Source organism: Pseudomonas brassicacearum (assembly GCF_003732175.1).
GTDB lineage: Bacteria > Pseudomonadota > Gammaproteobacteria > Pseudomonadales > Pseudomonadaceae > Aquipseudomonas > Aquipseudomonas brassicacearum_G.
In genome coordinates this window covers 43,749-62,163 of record NZ_MOBI01000002.1, presented here as the reverse complement: position 1 = coordinate 62,163, position 18,415 = coordinate 43,749, and the positions used below count along the sequence as shown (strand labels likewise).

The window sequence follows — 18,415 nt, the reverse complement described above, 5'->3', positions numbered from 1 at the left end:
CTGTGATGATCCACTGCGCGCGTCACAAGGCATGCGCGCAGGTATGCCATCCCGCTAAAGCGGAATGAGGCTCAACGTGGTAGAGGAATCAAACGCGGGGCGGTCGCCACACCCCTGAAGGGGGTTGTACTGGCAGGAAATCGCTGGAGAAGGAAAGTGCAACAGGGCTGAACAAGGTAACAGGAGGCTTGATGATCGAGACTTGCAGCATGCCGCCCGTCTTGCATTCCTGGCCCGGCTTGCAGGGTTTACCGTGCTCGATGGGGCTTTTCATGTCGTGGCAGCAGTCTTGCCCCATGCCATCCATCATCGCCATGCCCATGGTTTTCATGGGGCAAGGCTCGGTGGGCGCCTGAACACCCGCCATCCCGCTGAGGGGAAGCGCCAGGCTGATCAGGAAGATGAGGCAAAATCGCAGGTAGCGTTTCATGGATGCGAGTTTAGCCGGGGATGTATTACCTGACCATTAAATTGGGGGATGATTTTGAGCGGCTTGCGAGTGCAACGACGATGCCGACTCACGGCCGTGCCGTCGATCCCTTGCAGGAGGGATCGACTCGACACTTCACAGTATCTCTAGTGATCAGCAGGTGCCTCGGATTGAACGAGCAGCGCTTGGGCCAACTCTTCGTCACTGGCCTTGAGGCCTGGATGATCGTGTCGAGCCTGCATCAACATCGACTCCAGATTGGCGTCGCGAATGGCGCCGCCACTTGCGACGAAGCTGGAGAGGTCTTCGCGGGCTGGAGTGACGATTTTGTCGTCTCTGAACGTCGAGTACAGCGACACGGAAATCCCTGCCGACGTCGCAACTTCGCGCGCGTCAATATCAGGCATATGGCGCCTGTGGGCCATGGCCGAACCAAAGGGCAGACACAGCACCAGCATTGGAATGAGGAATATACGTCGCATGGCGAATCCTCCGAAAACATGAGGCCTGAATGACCGGCCTTATGTTTTTTGATCCGCGCTCTCGGACAGGAGTTCCTGATCGGTGGTGCACGTCAGTACAGAGTCGGAGTACCTGGACGTTAGGCCAACGTCATCATCCCGGTGAACCCCAAGGTCTGTCACTGACGTGCGTTTGCCTCTAGTGATCGGCGGGTGCCTCGGATTGAAAGAGGATCGCTTGGGCCAGATCTTCGTCGCTGGCCTTGAGCTCTGGGTGCTCGCGTCGAATCTGTTGCAACTCCGACTCCAGATAGGCACCGCGAATGGCACCTCCACTGGCCACGAAGCTGGAAGCGTCATCGCGGGCAGAAACGACCAGTTTGTGGTCCTTGAACGTTGAATAAAGGGATGCGGAAACACCTGCCGAGGTGGCGACATCGCGTGCATCCACACGTGCAAAGGCCGAACCAAAGGGCAGACAAAGGATTAGCGAAGAGATGACAAGTGTGCGACGCATGACGGCGTCCTCCGAATGGATGAAGCAACGGATGTGCTACTTAAATTTGGAGGTGTGGCGGCAGTCAGGAGTTCCCCAGCGTCGGCATATCTACACGCAAAGCACAAGGGTGAGCGGCCGGTCGGGTTGATACGCAGCGGCAATAGTTGCCAGCGGTCAGTCTGTTGGAATGATTGGGCCGCTACGGTGTCGACCGCAATAAGCGGAGTCGCCAACATGACTCGGCAAGAAGGTTCGACCATGCGCCTGATCTGGATAGCCACCTGCCTCGCAATAGCCCTTTTCGGCGGGCAGGCGAGCGCGGCTGACCAAGTGCAGAACAAGGAGGTGGCGGTGGACAAGGCGCAAGTCCTGGAGCAGAAAACTGCAGAAAAAGGCAGTGTGGCACCTGTGTCCAAGACTGAGACGATCACGCCTTCTGAAGCGCAGGCAGTCGATCCGTTAGGCAAAGCACCTTTGAACGATGCAATCACCTGTCTTTCACGCACTATTTTCTGGGAGGCCAAAGGTGGGGGGGCGGCCGACATGGAAGCCGTCGCCAACGTGGTATTGAATCGAGTCGGCCATGAGGGCTTTCCAGGGACCGTTTGCGAGGTGGTCAAGCAAGGCTCGAAAAAGCATGCCTGCCAGTTTTCGTGGTGGTGTGATCGACGATCGGATCATACCGACGAAGACGCTCCCTATGCGGCTGCTACGGAAATAGCGCGAAAAGCGCTCAATCACCAACTTACGGACCGAACCCATGGCGCTATGTATTTCCACGCCAGGCATATGAAGCCCGGCTGGGCCAGGAAATACATCAGGACCGCCGAGACCAAAAAATTTCTCTTCTATAAGCCTCACGACGGTACCGCACGATAGACGCGTTCGCTCAGACTCCGTCAGGATGCAAACGTGGCGAAGCACCCCGCGCAGTGCCAGTATGAGTGGGAGTTATCGGCATTTTCCGGGTTCGTAACATGGACACCACCGAGCGCTTGTCATCACTGACCGCCAACCGTCTGCAGGTGTTGCATCAGGACGGTTTCGTGGTGCTGCCCGGCGTGCTGGATGGCGCCCAAATCAGCGCGCTGCGCGATGCAATAGATGGCCTGAAACCCGAGCACTGGGACTACAGCGGCTTGCTTGACCATTACAAGTGCGTGTTCAACCGCGACCCGTTTTGGCTGCCGTTTCTCGACCTGAACGGGATCATCGAACTGGCCGAAGCGGCTCTGGGAGACGATTGTCACATCATTGGCCAGACCGCCTGGCGCTGCCATCCCGGCTTCATCGGCGCTCCATTGCACCTGGATTACCTGGTGATGGAACTGCCGCAAAACCTGCTGGCCGACCCGGCCTTCGAGTTGCCGATGGAGATCTGCACCGTGCAACTCTACCTCGACGATATCGATGCCGACCTCAGCCCCACTCTGGTGATCCCCGGTAGCCACCGAGCCGGGCGGCCGCCAGCTCGCGGCGAGAACCAATGGCATGGCAGTACGGCGAAGCCGGTGCTGTGTCGGGCCGGGGACGCGCTGATGTTTCGCAGTGAGCTGTGGCACGCCGGTAGCGACAACCGAACCCCCGACTGCGTGCGCTACCTGTTGCAGATACACTACGGCCGGCGAATGGTGGCGCAGAAGTTCTCGCCTTACCTGCACTGGCGCTTCAACCCCAGCGTGCTGGCCGCCGCGACACCGCGTCAACGGCGCCTGCTGGGAGAGCATCGGGAAGCGGAATATGACTGACATTTCAAGGAAGAACAGACTGATGCCTAAAGCGGTTTTCGTCAGCAGAACCATTCTATTTGGAGATTGCGACCCGGCAGGTGTGGTTTACACCCCGCGATTTTCATATTTTGCAGTGGAAGCCATTTATACGGCGCTTGATAGATGGCTGGGAGCGCCCGGACTCAGAACGCTGATGGGGTTCGATATATTGCCTCCGGTGCGCGCCATGTCATTGGAGCTGCTAAGACCTTTGACGTGGGACGACGAGTTGAGCATTAAGGTCAGCGTGGAGAAACTAGGGACTCACTCCTTCACTTTTTTAGTCGAGGGCTTTCTCAACAGTGACACATTGTCTTTCACCGCCAATGTCACTCATGTGTGTATCTCACCCGAAACCAAGGAGGTTGTAGCCATGCCAGCAGCGCTGAGGGCGCTGCTGGCATGAGCATCCTCGTTGTGACTTCCGCAGGTTTTGCGCAGCAAGTACTCTGATCGCACGCAGCGTGCCAAGCGGGTTTGTCACGCTTCGGGTGGCGTCATTTATAGATCGGTACTGACCCCGACCCGGACCTCTGCACGGACTCTGCTTGTAGGCGTTTACCCAGCTCGGCAATCTTTGCCTCTCCGGCGTTCAACGCTTCCAGGCTGGTGTGCACGGAGTAGCTGCCCATCTTCAGGTCGTGCGGGTGGGGAGTGGCCGATCCAAGCACGAATACCGCGTCTTGCTTATCCCCGGCCTCAAGTTTCAACGCACCGTTACCTGGCGTGAAGGCGACGAGTTCTCCCGCCTGGATAAGCTCCGGCGAATGCACCGCTCCCCGACTGACGCTGAGCCAAAGAACCTCGTGCCCGGACGGTGGCTGGTACTCCCAGGTTTGGCCTGCGGCCAGGGTGACCAACAAATAATTCACACCTGAGGGCGCACGGACAGGGCTGTGGATACCCTGATAGTCACCAAGGATGACGCGGGCCGGTCCAGCCTCCGGGATGGCGGAGGCTTCCAGGTACTGACTGTCGACAGGTGCGTTTTCCAGGTCGGCCGGTAGTGCGATCCACAGCTGAAACCCCCGGATCCGCGCCGAGGTGCCGGCAGACATTTCTTTACCGTGCCAGACACCCGCGCCTGCGCGCATCCATTCGACTCCGCCGTAGCCAATGAATCCGGAACCTGAGTCCGGATCGTCAAAGCGCAGGTTGCCTTCAGTGATCACGGTAATGGTCGCGATCCCCGAATGGGGATGCAGCGGCATATTGCCAATGAACGAGGCACCCGCTGCGAACAGGTCGAGAAACACAAACGGCTTGAGTAACTGACCGAGGTCCGAGGGACTCATGAGCCGAACAATGGGGCCGTGCCCATGACCACGGGTGCGCAATTTGATGGCGCGCGAGGCAGGGACTCGGGAAGAGGCGAGGGGACTCAATGTCGTTGTTGAAAGTGTCATGTAGCACCCTTGAATGGTTTGACGTGGATTCCAGCGTATCCAGCCAGTGATACGTTGATAAGTGGTTATAATCAGCTTTGACTCATCCACTTATGGAAGTAATGTTGTGCTGGATCTCAATGAAGTTGCGATGTTTGTCCAGGTGGTGCAGGCGGGCAGTTTTGCCAGCGCGGCGCGCCGCATGGGCATGCCGGCCAATACCCTCAGTCGCCGTGTCAGCCAGCTGGAAGAGCATTTGGGGGTGCGTTTGTTGCAGCGCTCCACGCGTAAACTGGTGCTGACCGAGGCAGGACGATCCTTGCACGATCGCAGTGCAACGCAGGTCAATGAGGTGATAGAGGCGGCTCGCCATTTGGCAGGGGAGAGCCAGGAGCCGAGCGGTGCCGTACGGGTTGCGGCCCCCGCCGATTTTTTCGACGTTTATCTGATGGACTGGGTAGCGGAATTCTTTCAGCAGTACCCTGGTGTGCAGTTGGACTTTCTGCTCAGCGATAGCCGGGACGACCTGATCGACAAAGGGATCGATGTCGCCATCAGAGCCGGTGATTTGCCGGACTCCAGCCTGGTCGCGCGAAGGGTTGGCACCGGAAGCCAGGTGTTGGCGGCCAGCCCCGATTATTTACAGGCTCACGGCACACCGGACACGGTGCAGGCCCTGTCGATGCACGAATGTATTCGACGTTCCAGGCAGGCACCGCGCACCACCTGGAATCTTGACGGGCCACAAGGTTTCGTCAGTGTCGAGGTGACGGGCCGGTTTAGTGCCAACACCGCCCAGGCGCAGCTGAAGGCGGCTATTGCTGGCTTGGGCATTTGCCTGTTACCGATGGCAATCTTGCGCGACAGTTTGCAGGCCGGGCGGCTGATTCAGGTTTTGCCCAAGCACGGGCGTTTCAACAACGGCTTGCACATCGTCTATCCCAGCCGTCGGCAGGTGCCGCGTGCGGTCAGTGTTTTCGTCGAACAGTTCATCAAGCATTTACGGGAGGACGCGCTGGCTGAAGGCGAGTGATCTCAAGCGTTGCAGTGCCGGTTTAGTCCTTGAGGGCTCCTAGAACCAGGTCTCCATCTGCACTCCGAATTGCCAGACCCCGCCAGACTTGAAGCCCTTCTGACCAAAATCGTCTGTTGCACTGAAGTTATCGAGGTCCTTGGACCAGTTCATATACGTGGCGAACAGACGCAATTCAGGGCGAGTGAAGAAGTCTCCGGTTTGTGCCTTGAAAGTGGGCGCCAACGTGAACTTCCAGTAGTCACCATTGGCTGCTTGTCGGTCCTTATAGCCAAGCGCATTCAGGTCCATCCTCTGCCAGCTCAGCTCATATTGCATTTCGAAGTTGCTGCTCAATTCGTTGGCCAGGCGCATGTTGAGCGTCACATAGCGATAGTCGTCGCCAGGGACATAGCGATCCTTGCTGCGTTCGGCAATCACCGCGGGGGCGATGCTCCAATCCTGATTCAGGCGAGTATGGCCATAGAGCGCCAGCCGCACGGTTTGAGCCTCGTCCAGCAGGTCGCCATCGGCACCGATGCTGTTGACCTCCGCCCCCAACCCCTTGCCATACAGCAGCGCAGCTTTGAAGTAGCCCTCACGGCCGAAAAAGTCAGGCTGATGGTAGGCGAGCATGCCATGAGAACCGCTATCGGCAGGGCTGAACCCAGCCTTGTTCACCCGGGTATCGGTTGCGAATGGCTGTTGGCTCTTCTCGTTCAGGCTGGCGTTGTTCTGGCGCGAGGAAATGCCATTGAGCATGATTTGCCAGCGCCCCTCATCGAAAAATTGATTGAGGGTGGCGACATAGCTCCTGATGTCCTTGTTTTCCTCGGTACCGAAGTCGCCGTAGGAACGGCTCATCAGCGATGCATTGATGCGCCAGTCATCGGTCAGGCGCACGTCGTAGATACCACCACCGGTCCCGGCAAGGAATACGATCCCCCTGTCGAGCCAATGAACATCGAAATTATCCCGATCAAAGCGTTTGCCGGCCCACAGCGTTGCATCGCGCAACAGCGGGTTGTCTCGAAAGGATGCCAGATGATCGAGTTCGGCGTAGACCTGCCGCACGTTGAGTGAGCTTTCTGCTGCGGTCCAGTCATTGGGTGTTTCGAGACCGTCGGCGAGCATCAGGGTGTATTTCGAATGCGTACCGTTGCCGGCCTGGCTTTCCTTCGAAAACTTCGCCTCCACGTAGGTATCGACTTCATTGCCAAGCCTGCCAACGGCCCCCCCCACGGAGCCTGCGGGAGTTACGTAGGGGCCGCCATGACCGGCACCTGATCCGTTAGTCACTATCCCGGAGCGGGCATAGCCACCGAATGTGAAGCCATCGCTCAGACGCTCGGTCGAACTGGCTGAAGACGCGGTCGTTGGGGGAGGGGTTTCAAGGGCCTGCTGGTTCGCCTCTATCCGGGCAACGCGCTCATTGAGGGAAGCTTGAGTGGTCGCCGGCGGGGGAATCGCGATTTGCCGGTTGAGTTGCTCGACTTCCTTGCGCAATCGAGCTGCGTCAGCTTCTGCCAGCAAGGCTCTGGCCTCGGCCACGGAGGTTCTGGCTTCAAGCCTGGCAAGACGTTCCTCAATGCTTTGCACCGGTGCGGCGAGCAGTTGAGTGGAGAGAAAAAGCAAAGAAAAGCCAGCCAAAGGCCGACAGACCACAGCACTCATAGGTAACCCTCTTGTTTTTGTATTCGGGTACTGCAAAGACCTTTTGAACAGATCCTTATCCCCACCCCTGGTACTCGGATCCACTTGACAACGAGCAGGGAGAGGACGCGTAATGCACCGCGATGTTAACGTTAACTTAAATAAAAACAAGAGGGTCGTCACATGCAGCTATCAGTCAAACGTGAGTACTGGCTCATCAGTGGTTTACTGTTTTTCTTCTTTTTTTCGTGGTCATCCAGCTACTCGCTGTTCTCGATATGGCTTCATCGAGTCATCGGTCTGAATGGAACGGAAACCGGGTTTATTTTTGCCGCCAACGCTATTGCGGCACTGCTGATTCAGCCGTTTTATGGCGCTCTTCAGGATCGGCTTGGTCTGTCGAAAAAACTGCTGGTATGGATTGGTGTACTGCTCTGCGCCTCGGCACCGTTTGCGATCTACGTATACGCCAACCTTTTGGCCCAGAACGTGGTGTTGGGGGCAATGGTCGGCGCGGCTTTTCTGGCGTTTGCCATGCTCGCGGGCGTGGGTGTCATCGAGTCCTATACAGAGCGACTGTCGCGTCACGCGGGTTTCGAATTTGGCACCACCAGAATGTGGGGCTCGCTGGGTTGGGCGAGTGCGACAGGCGTCGTGGGTGTGGTCTTCAACATTGACCCGAACATTGCGTTTTACATGAGCAGCGCCGCCGGGATCGTGTTCTTGCTGATCCTGTTCCGCCTGGATCTGAAGCGCTTCAACAAACCAGAAGCGCAAGCGGGTGGCGAAGCCAGCAAACCAGTGCGGTTTAACGATCTTTGGAAGTTGCTGACACTGCCGCGCTTCTGGGCGTTCAGCTTGTACCTGACCGGGGTTTGTGGAATCTACATGATCTACGAACAGCAGTTTCCGGTGTATTTCTCCTCGTTTTTCTCAACCCCGGAGGAGGGCACACGAGCCTATGGCTACCTGAATTCATCCCAGGTTCTGCTCGAGGCGGTCTTGATGTTGTTCGCGCCATGGGTGGTCGGTCGTACAGGCGCCAAGTATGGATTGATCCTGGCTGGCAGCATCATGTTCGTCCGCATTCTTGGCTCCGGATTGGCAACGGATGCGTGGACCATCGCCGCTTGCAAGATGTTGCACGCCCTTGAAGTCCCCATCCTGCTGGTCTCGGTATTCAAATACATTTCGTTGAACTTCGATTCGCGACTGTCGGCCTCGATTTATCTGGTGGGATTCCAGTTCGCCCAGCAATTGACCGCGATGCTGCTGTCGCCACTTGTGGGATACGGCTACGACCATGTTGGCTTCTCGAGCGTTTACGTAGCGATGGCTGGCCTGGTAGGCAGTTGCCTGCTGCTGTCATGGTCGTTGTTACGCGCGGATCCTGCTCGCCAATCATCCCGTGCAAGCGCTCTTGACTCGATAGAGCTTCCTGCCATGGCGCAATCAGCCAACCGTTACGAACCCTAGTAAGGACCAAGCCATGCACGCTGTACTGCTGGACAAAGCGCATCGCGCCATCGAAAAAAAACTGCCCGAACGCGGCGACGACTATCGCCTCGGCTATCACCTGTCGCCCCCGGTCGGATGGATGAATGACCCAAATGGGCTGGTCTATTTTCAAGGCGAATACCACGTGTTCTATCAGCATCACCCTTACTCCGCGCAGTGGGGGCCGATGTACTGGGGGCACGCCAAGAGCCGCGATCTGGTGCATTGGGAGCATCTGCCCATAGCGCTGGCGCCCAGCGATCCCTACGATCGAGACGGTTGTTTTTCAGGGTCGGCGGTTGTTTCCGGCGATACGCTTTATCTGATCTACACCGGGCACACCTGGTTGGGGGAGCCGGGTGATGACCAGAAAATTCACCAGGTCCAATGCCTGGCCAGCAGTACGAATGGCCTCACGTTCACCAAACATGGGCCTGTGATCGAAACGCCACCGCATCCGGACATCATGCATTTTCGCGACCCGAAGGTCTGGCAGCGTGCAGACCAATGGTGGATGGCGCTTGGCGCTCGTCAGGGGGACGACCCGCAGCTTTTGCTCTATCGCTCCGAGGATCTGCATCAGTGGGAGTACCTCGGCTGTGCCCTGGATGGCCAACGCGAGTCCGACGGTTACATGTGGGAGTGCCCGGACGTATTCGAAGTGGATGGATGCGACGTTTTTCTGTACTCGCCGCAAGGCCTGAAGCCCAGTGGGTACGACAACTGGAATAAATTCCAGAACAGCTATCGATTGGGCGTGCTGGATGACTCCGGCTATTTCACTGAGAGAGGCAAGCTCCACGAACTCGATCACGGTCACGATTTTTATGCCGCGCAGACCCTGCTGGCACCGGACGGACGCCGTCTGCTCTGGGCGTGGATGGACATGTGGGACAGCCCTATGCCGAGTCAGGCGCAACACTGGTGCGGTGCGCTGTCGTTGCCACGTGAGTTGAGCCGCGACGGCGAGCGGCTGCGCATGCGTCCGGCCCGTGAGCTGACAGCGCTACGGCAATCCCGACAAACGCTGCAGATCGGCACGGTCGAATCCCGGAACCGCACACTTGATGTTCGTGGTGCCCTGCTGGAGATTGAGCTTGAACTGGATCTGGCAGGCAGCACCGCCGAGCGCTTTGGCCTGGCGCTACGCTGTAGCGAAGACCAACAGGAACGGACATTGCTGTATTTCGATGCCATGTCCCGACGCCTGGTCCTCGACAGGCAACACTCGGGTGCCGGCGTGAGCGGTGTTCGTAGCGTTCCGGTGAGCGCAGAGCAAACGCGGATTGCGCTGCGGATTTTTCTCGATCGCTCGTCCATCGAGGTGTTTGTCGACGACGGTGCCTATAGCTTGAGCAGCCGGATTTATCCACGGCCTGACAGCCTCGCGATCAGTGCTTTTTCGGTCAACGGGGCGGGGGTGTTCGGCCAGATGTCTGTCTGGAACCTGGCCGATCTCAAGCTCTGAACACCCCAGGCATACCATTCGTGCCGCCTGCTGCCCGGCATCGTGTTGTCAGGCTTTTGCCAAGCATGACATGATGCCCGGCCAGACAAGCAATGGCACCCGCGAATGGCTTCAGTTAAAGATGTCGCACGGCTGGCGGGAGTTTCCCTCATGACCGTTTCCAGGGCGCTCAACACCCCGGAAAAACTTAACCAGGAAACGCTGGTGAAAGTTCGTCAAGCGGTCGAGGCCCTCGGATACGTCCCCAGCCTTTCTGCGCGCAAGATCCGTGGTGGTCACTCCAGTGGCAAGACTATTGGAGTCTTTGCGCTTGATACCGCGACAACCCCCTTCGCCGTAGAAATGCTGCTTTCAATGGAGCGCACGGCCCGAGAAAACGGCTGGAACGTCTTTATTCTCAACGTGTTCGAGGCTCCGCCGAGTCAGCAAACCATCGACCTGATGCTGTCGCATCAGCCCGACGGGATCATCTTCAGCGCCATGCAGCTTCGTACTGTCGAGATTCCCCAGGTGCTCCGCAGCCTGCCGCTGGTACTCAGCAACTGCATGAGTTCAGAGCCAGGTGTGGCCTGTTACGTACCCGATGACGAAGACGGTCAGTACCAGGCCGTGCGGCAAGCGCTGAAGCGTGGCTACCGGCATCCGTTGTGCATCAACCTGCCGCAAAGCAGTCTCGCCTGGGAGTTGCGCCAGCAGGGATTGGTTCGCGCGCTCGCGGAGGGCGGTATCCCCCTGAACAGTGTTCCCCAATACAATCTGTCGACCGATGACGCCTATGGGGAAACGGTTGTAGCGCTGGAGCAGCAATTGCGTGAGTCGGATGGAAAGCCGACTTTCGATCTGCTTATTTGTGGCAACGACCGCATTGCGTTGGTCGCTTATCAATACCTGCTCAGTCGTGGCCTGCGTATTCCCGCCGAGGTGGCCGTACTTGGCTACGACAATATGATCGGCGTTGCCGAGTTGTTCTATCCACCGCTGAGCACCGTGCAACTCCCGTATTACGAAATGGGCCGGCGTGCCGCTCAGCACTTGATCGAAAGCAGGAATGAGTCCTCTATTCATAAGGTTTCATGTCCCCTTGTGGACCGTAAATCCTGGTGATAGCGGCCATAGAGCACACTGTAGTGTTTCAAAGCTGTAGGCAATGCCTGATGGGGAGCAGAACATGAAGAAGGCCGCAGTACTAACCGTCGCCTTGATACTCAACACAGGCGTATTCAGTGCGCCCGCAGAAGCGGCCGGCGATAGTGAAGCAGGTGGGAAACTCTTTAACCGAATATGCGGCGGTTGCCATCAAGTGGGCGATTCAGCCCGAGGTTCTTTTGGTCCGCAACTCAATGGCATTTTTGGGCGCCATGTCGGCAGCACGACGGACTACCAGTACTCTACTGCGATGAAATCATCAGATGTGGTCTGGACCCGCGAAACGCTGGCCGCCTACATCGAAGCGCCAAAAAAAGTAGTCCCCGGAACCCGCATGATTTTCTGGGGGATCAGCGATCCGGAAAAGATCGAAAACCTGTTGGCCTACCTTCAGACATTTCAGCCGCAATAAACCGTAGTTCCGCAAAAGTCATCCTCGTAAAGCCGGACAGAAGGCATTTTGCTGGCCCCGGAGTCTCAAAATTACCGCCAAAATCACTTTATTTTCAGGTGGTTAGGCGGAATGAAAATACGCAATGTATTGATCGTGCCGATCTCGCTGGTACTGGCGAGCATTGCGGTCTCTGTCCAGGCAAGAGAGTTGATGCCCAATGATCGGTTTATGTGTAGTTGGGGCGCGGGTACAGCGGCAAGGGCCCAGGAACTCAAGCTGTCCGGGGTCTCGCTGTATGCCGCTCGCCAGAAGATCCAGGCGTACAAGTTCAGCAAGGGCTGGATGCGGATGATGGCCATGGGCATTACCGAGCAAACCTACGACAGTCAATCGAAGTTCAAGCCCGAGGCTGTCCGGCAAAGTTTCTATAACGAGTGCGTCAGGTATAAATTGGCGCGTAAATGACCTTCGCCTTGTAGTTACAACCCGGTATCGGGCGGCGTTATCCGTGCCAGCATCACCGTATATTCTTCGGCCGCAATTTGACGAAATTTCATTCGGGTGATGGCCTGACGTTGCAGGTCATTGTCATCAGGGAAAAGGCGGTTGGCCGCGTTCTGGACGACCGCATCGGGTGTCTCGATCCTCGGAAACGGTCCGTCGTACTTGTCGGGGAAATCCCCGGTGGGCACCGCCGGGGTATCGAGTGCCCGCACCAGCAGGAAAACCGGGACGACATCTGCCAGCCCCACCGGAAGTAGCCTGGCCGCGTTTTCCCCGAGATGGCGCCGCACGATAGCCTGGGAGCCCAGGCGCAAGGTGAACCTGAAGGGGAATCCGGTGCGGATTGAAAGCAATACCGGATCCGCCGCAGCCACCTGCTCGATCGAGTTGATGCCCTCTGATTCCAGCGTCGCAACCACGGGCAGTGTCACGCCCTCAAGGACCAGCAACTTGTCTGAACTGCCGTCCCTCTTGTCCTGATCGGTGAGTTGGGGAAAGCCCAGCCTTCGCACGATCTTCATCAGCGGATCGATCGGCAAGGTCCCCAAAGCAAAGGCGGTGACGATATGCGGGCCATCTCCAGCGCCGGCATTCATGATCACCATTGCCAGCGGAATGGCCAGAAACAGGCGCAGGGAGTACCAATACACATCGGAAATGTTCAGTGATTTGCGGCGGATACTGAGGACGGAGTCGCTCACGACAAACATGAAAGCCCCCGCCAGTGAGCTGACCAGCAGTGGAATCCCGAGCTTGTACACGCACGCCACTTGAAGCGTGTTGTCGCAGTTGGGGATGACATAATTGGAGGCGACCAAGGCTGCCGCGGCATAAGCCACCAACAAGAGAATGATGAAAGGCACAATGAACGGCACCAATCCATATTGCTCATGGTAGATCCGCGCAAACAAACGCTCGCACAGTTCAGGGTTCTTGTCGGAGCAGGTTCTCCAATCATCCACGGAACCGGTCTGACCCAGCTTTCCTTCGTCCTGGAGTGAATGGATGAGACTGGTCGACCAGAAGCGTTGCAGATAGGCCGCCAGGGCACCGCCCTTCAAGCTGTTCTGGAATTCGCTGTAGCGGGTAAACCAGCCCAGGCTCAGAAACATGATGAGTGGGGCGCCACAGATCACCGTGGCGAAGGCGGTGAGTACCACCACAAGATGGAGGATTGCGCCATCAAGCCCGACCACTTCCACCATGAACAACTGACCGACACTGTTGATGAACAACAGAATCAGCGCCAGAAGCAGGGCCCGTTGCCGTGGTCTCAGGTGCGACTCCTTGAACAGATAAGTCCTGCGCCTACCGCCATAAGGCTCTTCCATGGGCTTGTTCACCGAACTGCTCCTGACGACCTGAGGTGTTTCTACGGATAACGCTAGCAATGGAAACGGGTTCGTCCAGAATGTCACCGCCGCCTGTTAGGTTGTTTTTGAATAACGCCACTCTCGGACTGGAAACAGCGGCTCAAATCATCGAGGGTATGCGCTGGATTTGCGACAGGCCCGGACAGTGAGGTCAATGAATAGGCCCGCCACCGTGACGCTTCCGTTTTCCCAGCGTCTATGACTTTTATAGCCAGTGTTGGCTCTCGGCATCTTGGAAGAGGGAGATATTTATGATCGTTAAACCGCGCGTTCGTGGTTTTGTTTGTGTGACTACCCACCCCACTGGCTGCAAAGCCAACGTCAAGAATCAGATCGACTATGTCCGTGCGCAAGGACAGATCACCGATGGGCCAAAGAATGTCCTGGTACTTGGTGCATCGACCGGCTACGGACTTGCTGCGCGCATCACGGCGGCCTTTGGTTGCAGCGCCAAGACACTGGGTGTGTTCTTCGAGCGTGAAAGTGTCGAGGGCAAACTCGGCACCGCCGGCTGGTACAACACCGCGGCGTTCCATACGTTCGCCGAATCGGAAGGCCTCTACGCCAAAAGCATCAACGGTGATGCGTTCTCCGATGAAGTCAAGCGCCTGACCATCGAGACCATCAAGCGCGACCTGGGCAAGATCGACCTGGTGGTCTACAGCCTCGCCGCTCCGCGTCGTACCGATCCGAAAACCGGTGAAGTCTACAGCTCGACGCTCAAGCCGATCGGCAAGTCGGTTACCCAGCGCGGTCTGAACACCGACAAGGAAGAGGTCAACGTAACCACCTTGGCCGAAGCGACCCAGGAAGAAATCGACGGTACCGTCAAGGTCATGGGTGGCGAAGACTGGCAGATGTGGATCGACGCCCTGCACGAAGCGGGCGTTCTGGCCGAGGGGGCGAAAACCACTGCCTTCACTTACCTGGGCGAAAAGCTGACCCACGACATTTACTGGAATGGCTCCATTGGCGCGGCGAAGAAAGACCTGGACCAGAAGGTCCTGAGTATTCGCGAGCGATTGGCGGACCTGGGCGGCGATGCGCGGGTTTCGGTATTGAAAGCGGTAGTGACTCAGGCAAGCTCGGCGATCCCGATCATGCCGCTGTATCTGTCCTTGTTGTTCAAGGTCATGAAAGAGCAGGGCACACACGAAGGCTGCATCGAGCAGGTCTACGCGCTCTACAAAGACAGCTTGTTCGGCCATCCTCCTGTCATGGACGAAGAAGGGCGTCTGCGCGCGGATTACAAGGAGTTGGCGCCTGAAGTCCAGGACCGCGTCAAGCAACTCTGGGATCAGGTCAGCAATGACAACCTTTACGAACTCACCGACTTTGCCGGTTACAAGGCGGAGTTCCTGCGTCTGTTCGGCTTCGGGATCGAAGGGGTGGACTACGAGGCTGACGTCGATCCAGACGTCAAGATCTCCAACCTGGTCCAGGCTTAAGTCTCAAGAGTAGGAAAGAAGGGGGCGGATTTATTTTTCAAATAAGTCCGCCCCTTTTGTTTTCAGCCCAGCGAGGCGAGGTCAATCAACTACGAACAGTTTCGCCCCCGTCACCGTCGACGACCGGTGAGACTCCGCATTATCCGCCACCTGATAGCTCATGCCGGGTTTCAGCACGAACTGGCGGCCATCTTCGAGTTCGGTGTGCAGCTCGCCTTCAAGGCACAGCAGGATGTGGCCCTTTGAGCACCAGTGGTCTGCCAGGTAATCGGCAGTGTATTCGATCATTCGGACGCGAATTGCGCCGAACTGGCAGGTGCGCCAATAGGCGCTGCCGCGTTCGCCGGTGTGGACGGTGGGTTCGATGGTCGACCAGTCGGTGGTGCCGAACGGGATGGCTGCTATATCCATGGCAAGCTCTTGAAGTCAGGAGAGAGAACCGATTTACGCAGCTGGCGACAGGTTGTCAATGGATGGGATTTCTCCAGAAGCTGAACTCATGCTGTCAGTCTGCGATGTTTCATTATGTTTCAGCTGATTGGGCGGCGTAGGATGGTTATCTCGGATCGTGCATCGCCTCGTTTCCAGCCAAGGGGAACTGAAAAATGAAGTTGAACCTCGTCAAAGTCTTTTTGATCACCGGCACGTTGTTGTTGAGCGCGTGCTCTGGCATGACAACCAGCAGCTGTTTTTCAGAGGACTGCCATCAATTCGACGGCCGTAGCCCCAACAAAATGAGCTTTGGCGGTAGCGCGATCGGCAACAACTTTAATCAATACAGTTCGGGGCTGCTGCAGCACGACTGATTCGGCAATTCGCAAGCCGGATACGCCGATGGCAATCATCGGCGTACTGATCCAGCTGCCTTCACAACTCTAAACGTAGGGCTGACCACTGAATCCCCGTGGGAGCCGTTGCTTGCCCGGCATCTCGCTGAGTCTTTTGATCCAGGACGCGCGCCAGTCAATCGCGGCATGTGGGACTTTGGCTCTACGCGCCGCTCGACGTGCAGCGTTGCGAGCGTCTTTTCGGGCGTCCTTGAACGCGTCGGTATTGCGGCAGTTACGGCATTTGACGCGGGCAAATTCAGTCGTAGACGTGAGATTGCTGCCATGGCGGCCGCAAGCCAGGTGCCCGGCAGTCTTATAGTGAGTCACCATCGGTGGATCTCCTTCGCAATGATTTCGGCGTAGCGCAAGGGTCACTTGCCACATCCCTATCGGTGACTCTGCTCTTCTGTCTGGACTCGCTGCCTGTCACAACGGTGTGAGGATGGTCAGAGACCGCGATCCCATTACTATTAATGACACTTGGGTGACCGACGCGTTCGATCTGAAATGTTTAGGACTGCACGGGGGTGTTTTTCTTCAATACAGGCCTATCAGCGTTCTCCTACTTTGAGCGCCGGGATGTCCCGAAGTTATTGAAGAAGGTGTGCAATGAGTCTGATCATTTCCATGGCCGCGTTTGCGCTGGCGTCGTCGATCACACCAGGGCCGGTGAACATCGTTGCACTGAACTCCGGCGCGCAGTACGGCTTTCGTGCCAGCCAACGGCATGTGGCGGGTGCGACGCTGGGGTTTGTTTTGCTGCTGGTGTTGATGGGGTTGGGCCTGCATGAACTGCTAAAGCTCTGGCCATCGCTGACGCGGGTGGTGCAGTTATTCGGGGTGGCGTTCCTGTTGTTCATGGCCTGGAAACTCGCCACTGACGATGGTCGGCTCAGTGCAGGAGATTCTGGGCAGGCGCCGACGATGTTCTACGGTGCGCTGATGCAATGGCTAAACCCGAAAGCCTGGCTGGCCTGTGTCGCGGGGATGGGCGCATTTGTTGCCGACGGCGAGGCGCAGTTGGTCTGGCAGTTTGCGGCGGTGTATCTGGTGGTCTGCTACCTGTCAGTGGCGTGCTGGGCCTATGCCGGGACCTTTCTGCGGCAGTACCTGAGTAATGCCGGCGGTATGCGGTTGTTCAATCGGTTGATGGCGTCGTTGCTGGCGGTCAGCGCGGGTTATCTGCTGTTGCCCTAGATGCCAGGTTTCATTTGCGATACTGCCCCGGCGTCGCTGCCAAATGCTGTTTGAACGCTCGTTGAAAATGCGCCTGGTCAGAGAATCCGGCCTCCAGTGCTACGTCGGCAATCAATTTGCCCCGACGCAGTTGGCTGCGGGCGAACTGGATGCGGCGGTTGACCAGAAACGCATGCGGCGTCATGCCGTAATGCTGCTTGAAAGCGCGGATCAGGTACGACGCCGACAAATCTGCCGCGTCGCAGATGTCTTCCAGTTTCAGCGACAGCGTGCAGTTGTCGCGGATGTAATTGGCCGCTCGTTCCAGCTTGAGGTTGGGTTCGCGAACGGTCAGTTCCGCCGGATTGAGCTGTTGCTGCACCTCGGTAAAAAACACCACGGTGGCGCTGTGTTTTTGCAGTATATCCAGCTGTTCGTCGAGCAGGACGTCATACAACTGATTGAGCCGGCTAAATAACTCGGCATCGTCGCAGTGGGTGGTTGAAAAGCGCCGAAAGCCCAACTCTGCGCTGAATCCCAATAGATGCTGAAGATCGGTCAGCCACGGCGTATCGACATACAGCATTCGATAGGACCACGGTTGATCGTCAATCGGATTGCAGGCATGGACGTCGCCGGGGTTCATCAGCACCACGGTGCCGGTGCCGACTTCAAACACCGACTGCTCATGGAGATAGGTACTGCGCCCGGCGGTGATCGCACCGATGGAAAAGTGCTCGTGGGAATGTCGGGCGTAGCAGACTTCGCGGCCGTCGGCGATGGAGCGCGCTTCGATGAAGGGCAGTGCGTCATCGCGCCAGAAGCGTGGGGCCTTGTCGGCATCTTTGGCAATGGCGTATTTCATCTGCGAGCGTCCTTTGGCAATCCAGTGGGGAGTGTATTAGCTCTCGTCGTTAAAGGCTCGCTGGAGTGTGGCGATGTCGATTTTCTTCATCTGCAACATCGCCTGCATGACGCGCTGGGATTTGGCTGCATCCCTGTCGGTCATCATTTCCATCACCACCACGGGTACGATTTGCCAGGACAAGCCGAACTTGTCCTTGAGCCAGCCGCATTGCTGGGCCTGTTTATCACCACCGGCAGACAGTGCGTTCCAGAAGTGGTCGATTTCATACTGGGTATAGCAGAATCGACAACGTGAGAGCGTCAGGGTATCGGTAGTAGTCATAATGACAATATATAGGGTCATTTAGACCTGTTTGTACTTGAGTCATATTGACTATATAGGCAGCAAGGTGCTGTTTTATGGGGCTTTGAAAGCTGGCACGCGACTTGATAGTCAATACGTACAGCTGAACCGCTTCAGGAGTACGCCACAATGTTCGAATGCTTCAGTAACTCTCAGAATG

General features: G+C 57.1%; 21 protein-coding genes and 1 pseudogene. 12 read left to right on the top strand and 10 right to left on the bottom strand.

What is annotated here, in order from left to right; translation table 11 throughout:
• Positions 1–88 precede the first annotated feature (88 nt).
• The 3 genes from BK658_RS01365 to BK658_RS01355 form a co-directional block, all read right to left on the bottom strand.
• Positions 89–430: a hypothetical protein gene (locus BK658_RS01365; RefSeq protein WP_123580476.1), complete on the bottom strand. Its 342-nt coding sequence runs from the start codon at positions 428–430 to the stop codon at positions 89–91.
• A gap of 146 nt (positions 431–576) precedes the next feature.
• Positions 577–912 (bottom strand): DUF2388 domain-containing protein, encoded by a 336-nt coding sequence (locus BK658_RS01360; protein WP_123580475.1) that lies wholly within the window; start codon positions 910–912, stop codon positions 577–579.
• Positions 913–1,090: 178 nt separating this feature from the next.
• Positions 1,091–1,408: a DUF2388 domain-containing protein gene (locus BK658_RS01355; RefSeq protein ID WP_123580473.1), complete on the bottom strand. Its 318-nt coding sequence runs from the start codon at positions 1,406–1,408 to the stop codon at positions 1,091–1,093.
• Between the two features lie 240 nt (positions 1,409–1,648).
• On the opposite strand from BK658_RS01355, the gene BK658_RS01350 reads away from it, so the two are divergent.
• The 3 genes from BK658_RS01350 to BK658_RS01340 all read left to right on the top strand — a co-directional run bounded on the left by BK658_RS01350 (position 1,649) and on the right by BK658_RS01340 (position 3,565).
• Complete coding sequence (locus tag BK658_RS01350; protein WP_123580471.1) at positions 1,649–2,269, top strand: cell wall hydrolase; 621 nt, start codon at positions 1,649–1,651, stop codon at positions 2,267–2,269.
• 98 nt (positions 2,270–2,367) lie between these two features.
• Complete coding sequence (locus BK658_RS01345; RefSeq protein WP_123580468.1) at positions 2,368–3,138, top strand: phytanoyl-CoA dioxygenase family protein; 771 nt, start codon at positions 2,368–2,370, stop codon at positions 3,136–3,138.
• Between the two features lie 22 nt (positions 3,139–3,160).
• Complete coding sequence (locus tag BK658_RS01340) at positions 3,161–3,565, top strand: acyl-CoA thioesterase (protein WP_123580779.1); 405 nt, start codon at positions 3,161–3,163, stop codon at positions 3,563–3,565.
• Positions 3,566–3,656: 91 nt separating this feature from the next.
• Here BK658_RS01340 and BK658_RS01335 read toward each other — a convergent pair whose 3' ends face one another.
• Entirely contained in the window at positions 3,657–4,454 is a 798-nt protein-coding gene (locus BK658_RS01335) for a pirin family protein (protein ID WP_123580466.1), read from the bottom strand.
• Positions 4,455–4,671: 217 nt separating this feature from the next.
• Here BK658_RS01335 and BK658_RS01330 point away from each other — a divergent pair, with 217 nt between their 5' ends.
• On the top strand, positions 4,672–5,577 hold the full coding sequence (locus tag BK658_RS01330) for a LysR family transcriptional regulator (RefSeq protein ID WP_123580464.1): 906 nt from the start codon (positions 4,672–4,674) through the stop codon (positions 5,575–5,577).
• A gap of 39 nt (positions 5,578–5,616) precedes the next feature.
• Here the strand turns inward: BK658_RS01330 and BK658_RS01325 are convergent, their stop codons facing one another.
• Entirely contained in the window at positions 5,617–7,230 is a 1,614-nt protein-coding gene (locus BK658_RS01325; RefSeq protein WP_123580461.1) for a carbohydrate porin, read from the bottom strand.
• A gap of 162 nt (positions 7,231–7,392) precedes the next feature.
• Between BK658_RS01325 and BK658_RS01320 the strand changes: the two genes are divergently transcribed.
• From BK658_RS01320 to BK658_RS01300, 5 genes are all read left to right on the top strand, one after another.
• Positions 7,393–8,685 (top strand): MFS transporter, encoded by a 1,293-nt coding sequence (locus tag BK658_RS01320; protein WP_123580459.1) that lies wholly within the window; start codon positions 7,393–7,395, stop codon positions 8,683–8,685.
• Between the two features lie 13 nt (positions 8,686–8,698).
• Positions 8,699–10,174 (top strand): glycoside hydrolase family 32 protein, encoded by a 1,476-nt coding sequence (locus BK658_RS01315; RefSeq protein ID WP_123580458.1) that lies wholly within the window; start codon positions 8,699–8,701, stop codon positions 10,172–10,174.
• Between the two features lie 105 nt (positions 10,175–10,279).
• Entirely contained in the window at positions 10,280–11,278 is a 999-nt protein-coding gene (locus BK658_RS01310) for a LacI family DNA-binding transcriptional regulator (RefSeq protein ID WP_123580456.1), read from the top strand.
• A 64-nt stretch (positions 11,279–11,342) separates the two neighbouring features.
• Entirely contained in the window at positions 11,343–11,732 is a 390-nt protein-coding gene (locus BK658_RS01305) for a c-type cytochrome (RefSeq protein WP_123580777.1), read from the top strand.
• Positions 11,733–11,843: 111 nt separating this feature from the next.
• A complete protein-coding gene (locus BK658_RS01300) occupies positions 11,844–12,179 on the top strand; it encodes a hypothetical protein (RefSeq protein WP_123580454.1) in 336 nt (111 codons plus the stop codon).
• 14 nt (positions 12,180–12,193) lie between these two features.
• Here the strand turns inward: BK658_RS01300 and BK658_RS01295 are convergent, their stop codons facing one another.
• On the bottom strand, positions 12,194–13,561 hold the full coding sequence (locus BK658_RS01295; protein ID WP_221178582.1) for a hypothetical protein: 1,368 nt from the start codon (positions 13,559–13,561) through the stop codon (positions 12,194–12,196).
• Between the two features lie 281 nt (positions 13,562–13,842).
• On the opposite strand from BK658_RS01295, the gene fabV reads away from it, so the two are divergent.
• Positions 13,843–15,039 carry an enoyl-ACP reductase FabV gene (fabV, locus tag BK658_RS01290; protein WP_123580453.1) on the top strand — a complete coding sequence of 399 codons (1,197 nt, stop codon included), beginning with the start codon at positions 13,843–13,845 and terminating at the stop codon, positions 15,037–15,039.
• An 81-nt stretch (positions 15,040–15,120) separates the two neighbouring features.
• On the opposite strand, the gene BK658_RS01285 is transcribed toward fabV, so the two are convergent.
• Complete coding sequence (locus BK658_RS01285; RefSeq protein WP_123580451.1) at positions 15,121–15,450, bottom strand: DHCW motif cupin fold protein; 330 nt, start codon at positions 15,448–15,450, stop codon at positions 15,121–15,123.
• A 194-nt stretch (positions 15,451–15,644) separates the two neighbouring features.
• Between BK658_RS01285 and BK658_RS01280 the strand changes: the two genes are divergently transcribed.
• Entirely contained in the window at positions 15,645–15,845 is a 201-nt protein-coding gene (locus tag BK658_RS01280; RefSeq protein WP_123580449.1) for a hypothetical protein, read from the top strand.
• A 69-nt stretch (positions 15,846–15,914) separates the two neighbouring features.
• Here the strand turns inward: BK658_RS01280 and BK658_RS30210 are convergent, their stop codons facing one another.
• Complete coding sequence (locus tag BK658_RS30210) at positions 15,915–16,199, bottom strand: hypothetical protein (RefSeq protein WP_123580447.1); 285 nt, start codon at positions 16,197–16,199, stop codon at positions 15,915–15,917.
• 279 nt (positions 16,200–16,478) lie between these two features.
• On the opposite strand from BK658_RS30210, the gene BK658_RS01270 reads away from it, so the two are divergent.
• The gene (locus BK658_RS01270; RefSeq protein WP_123580445.1) at positions 16,479–17,066 is read left to right on the top strand and encodes a LysE family translocator; all 588 of its coding nucleotides are present in this window, start codon (positions 16,479–16,481) and stop codon (positions 17,064–17,066) included.
• 10 nt (positions 17,067–17,076) lie between these two features.
• Here BK658_RS01270 and BK658_RS01265 read toward each other — a convergent pair whose 3' ends face one another.
• Positions 17,077–17,910: a helix-turn-helix transcriptional regulator gene (locus BK658_RS01265; RefSeq protein ID WP_123580444.1), complete on the bottom strand. Its 834-nt coding sequence runs from the start codon at positions 17,908–17,910 to the stop codon at positions 17,077–17,079.
• Positions 17,911–17,946: 36 nt separating this feature from the next.
• A pseudogene (locus BK658_RS01260) lies at positions 17,947–18,192 on the bottom strand (VOC family protein); the annotation flags it as partial.
• Between the last annotated feature and the right edge of the window lie 223 nt (positions 18,193–18,415).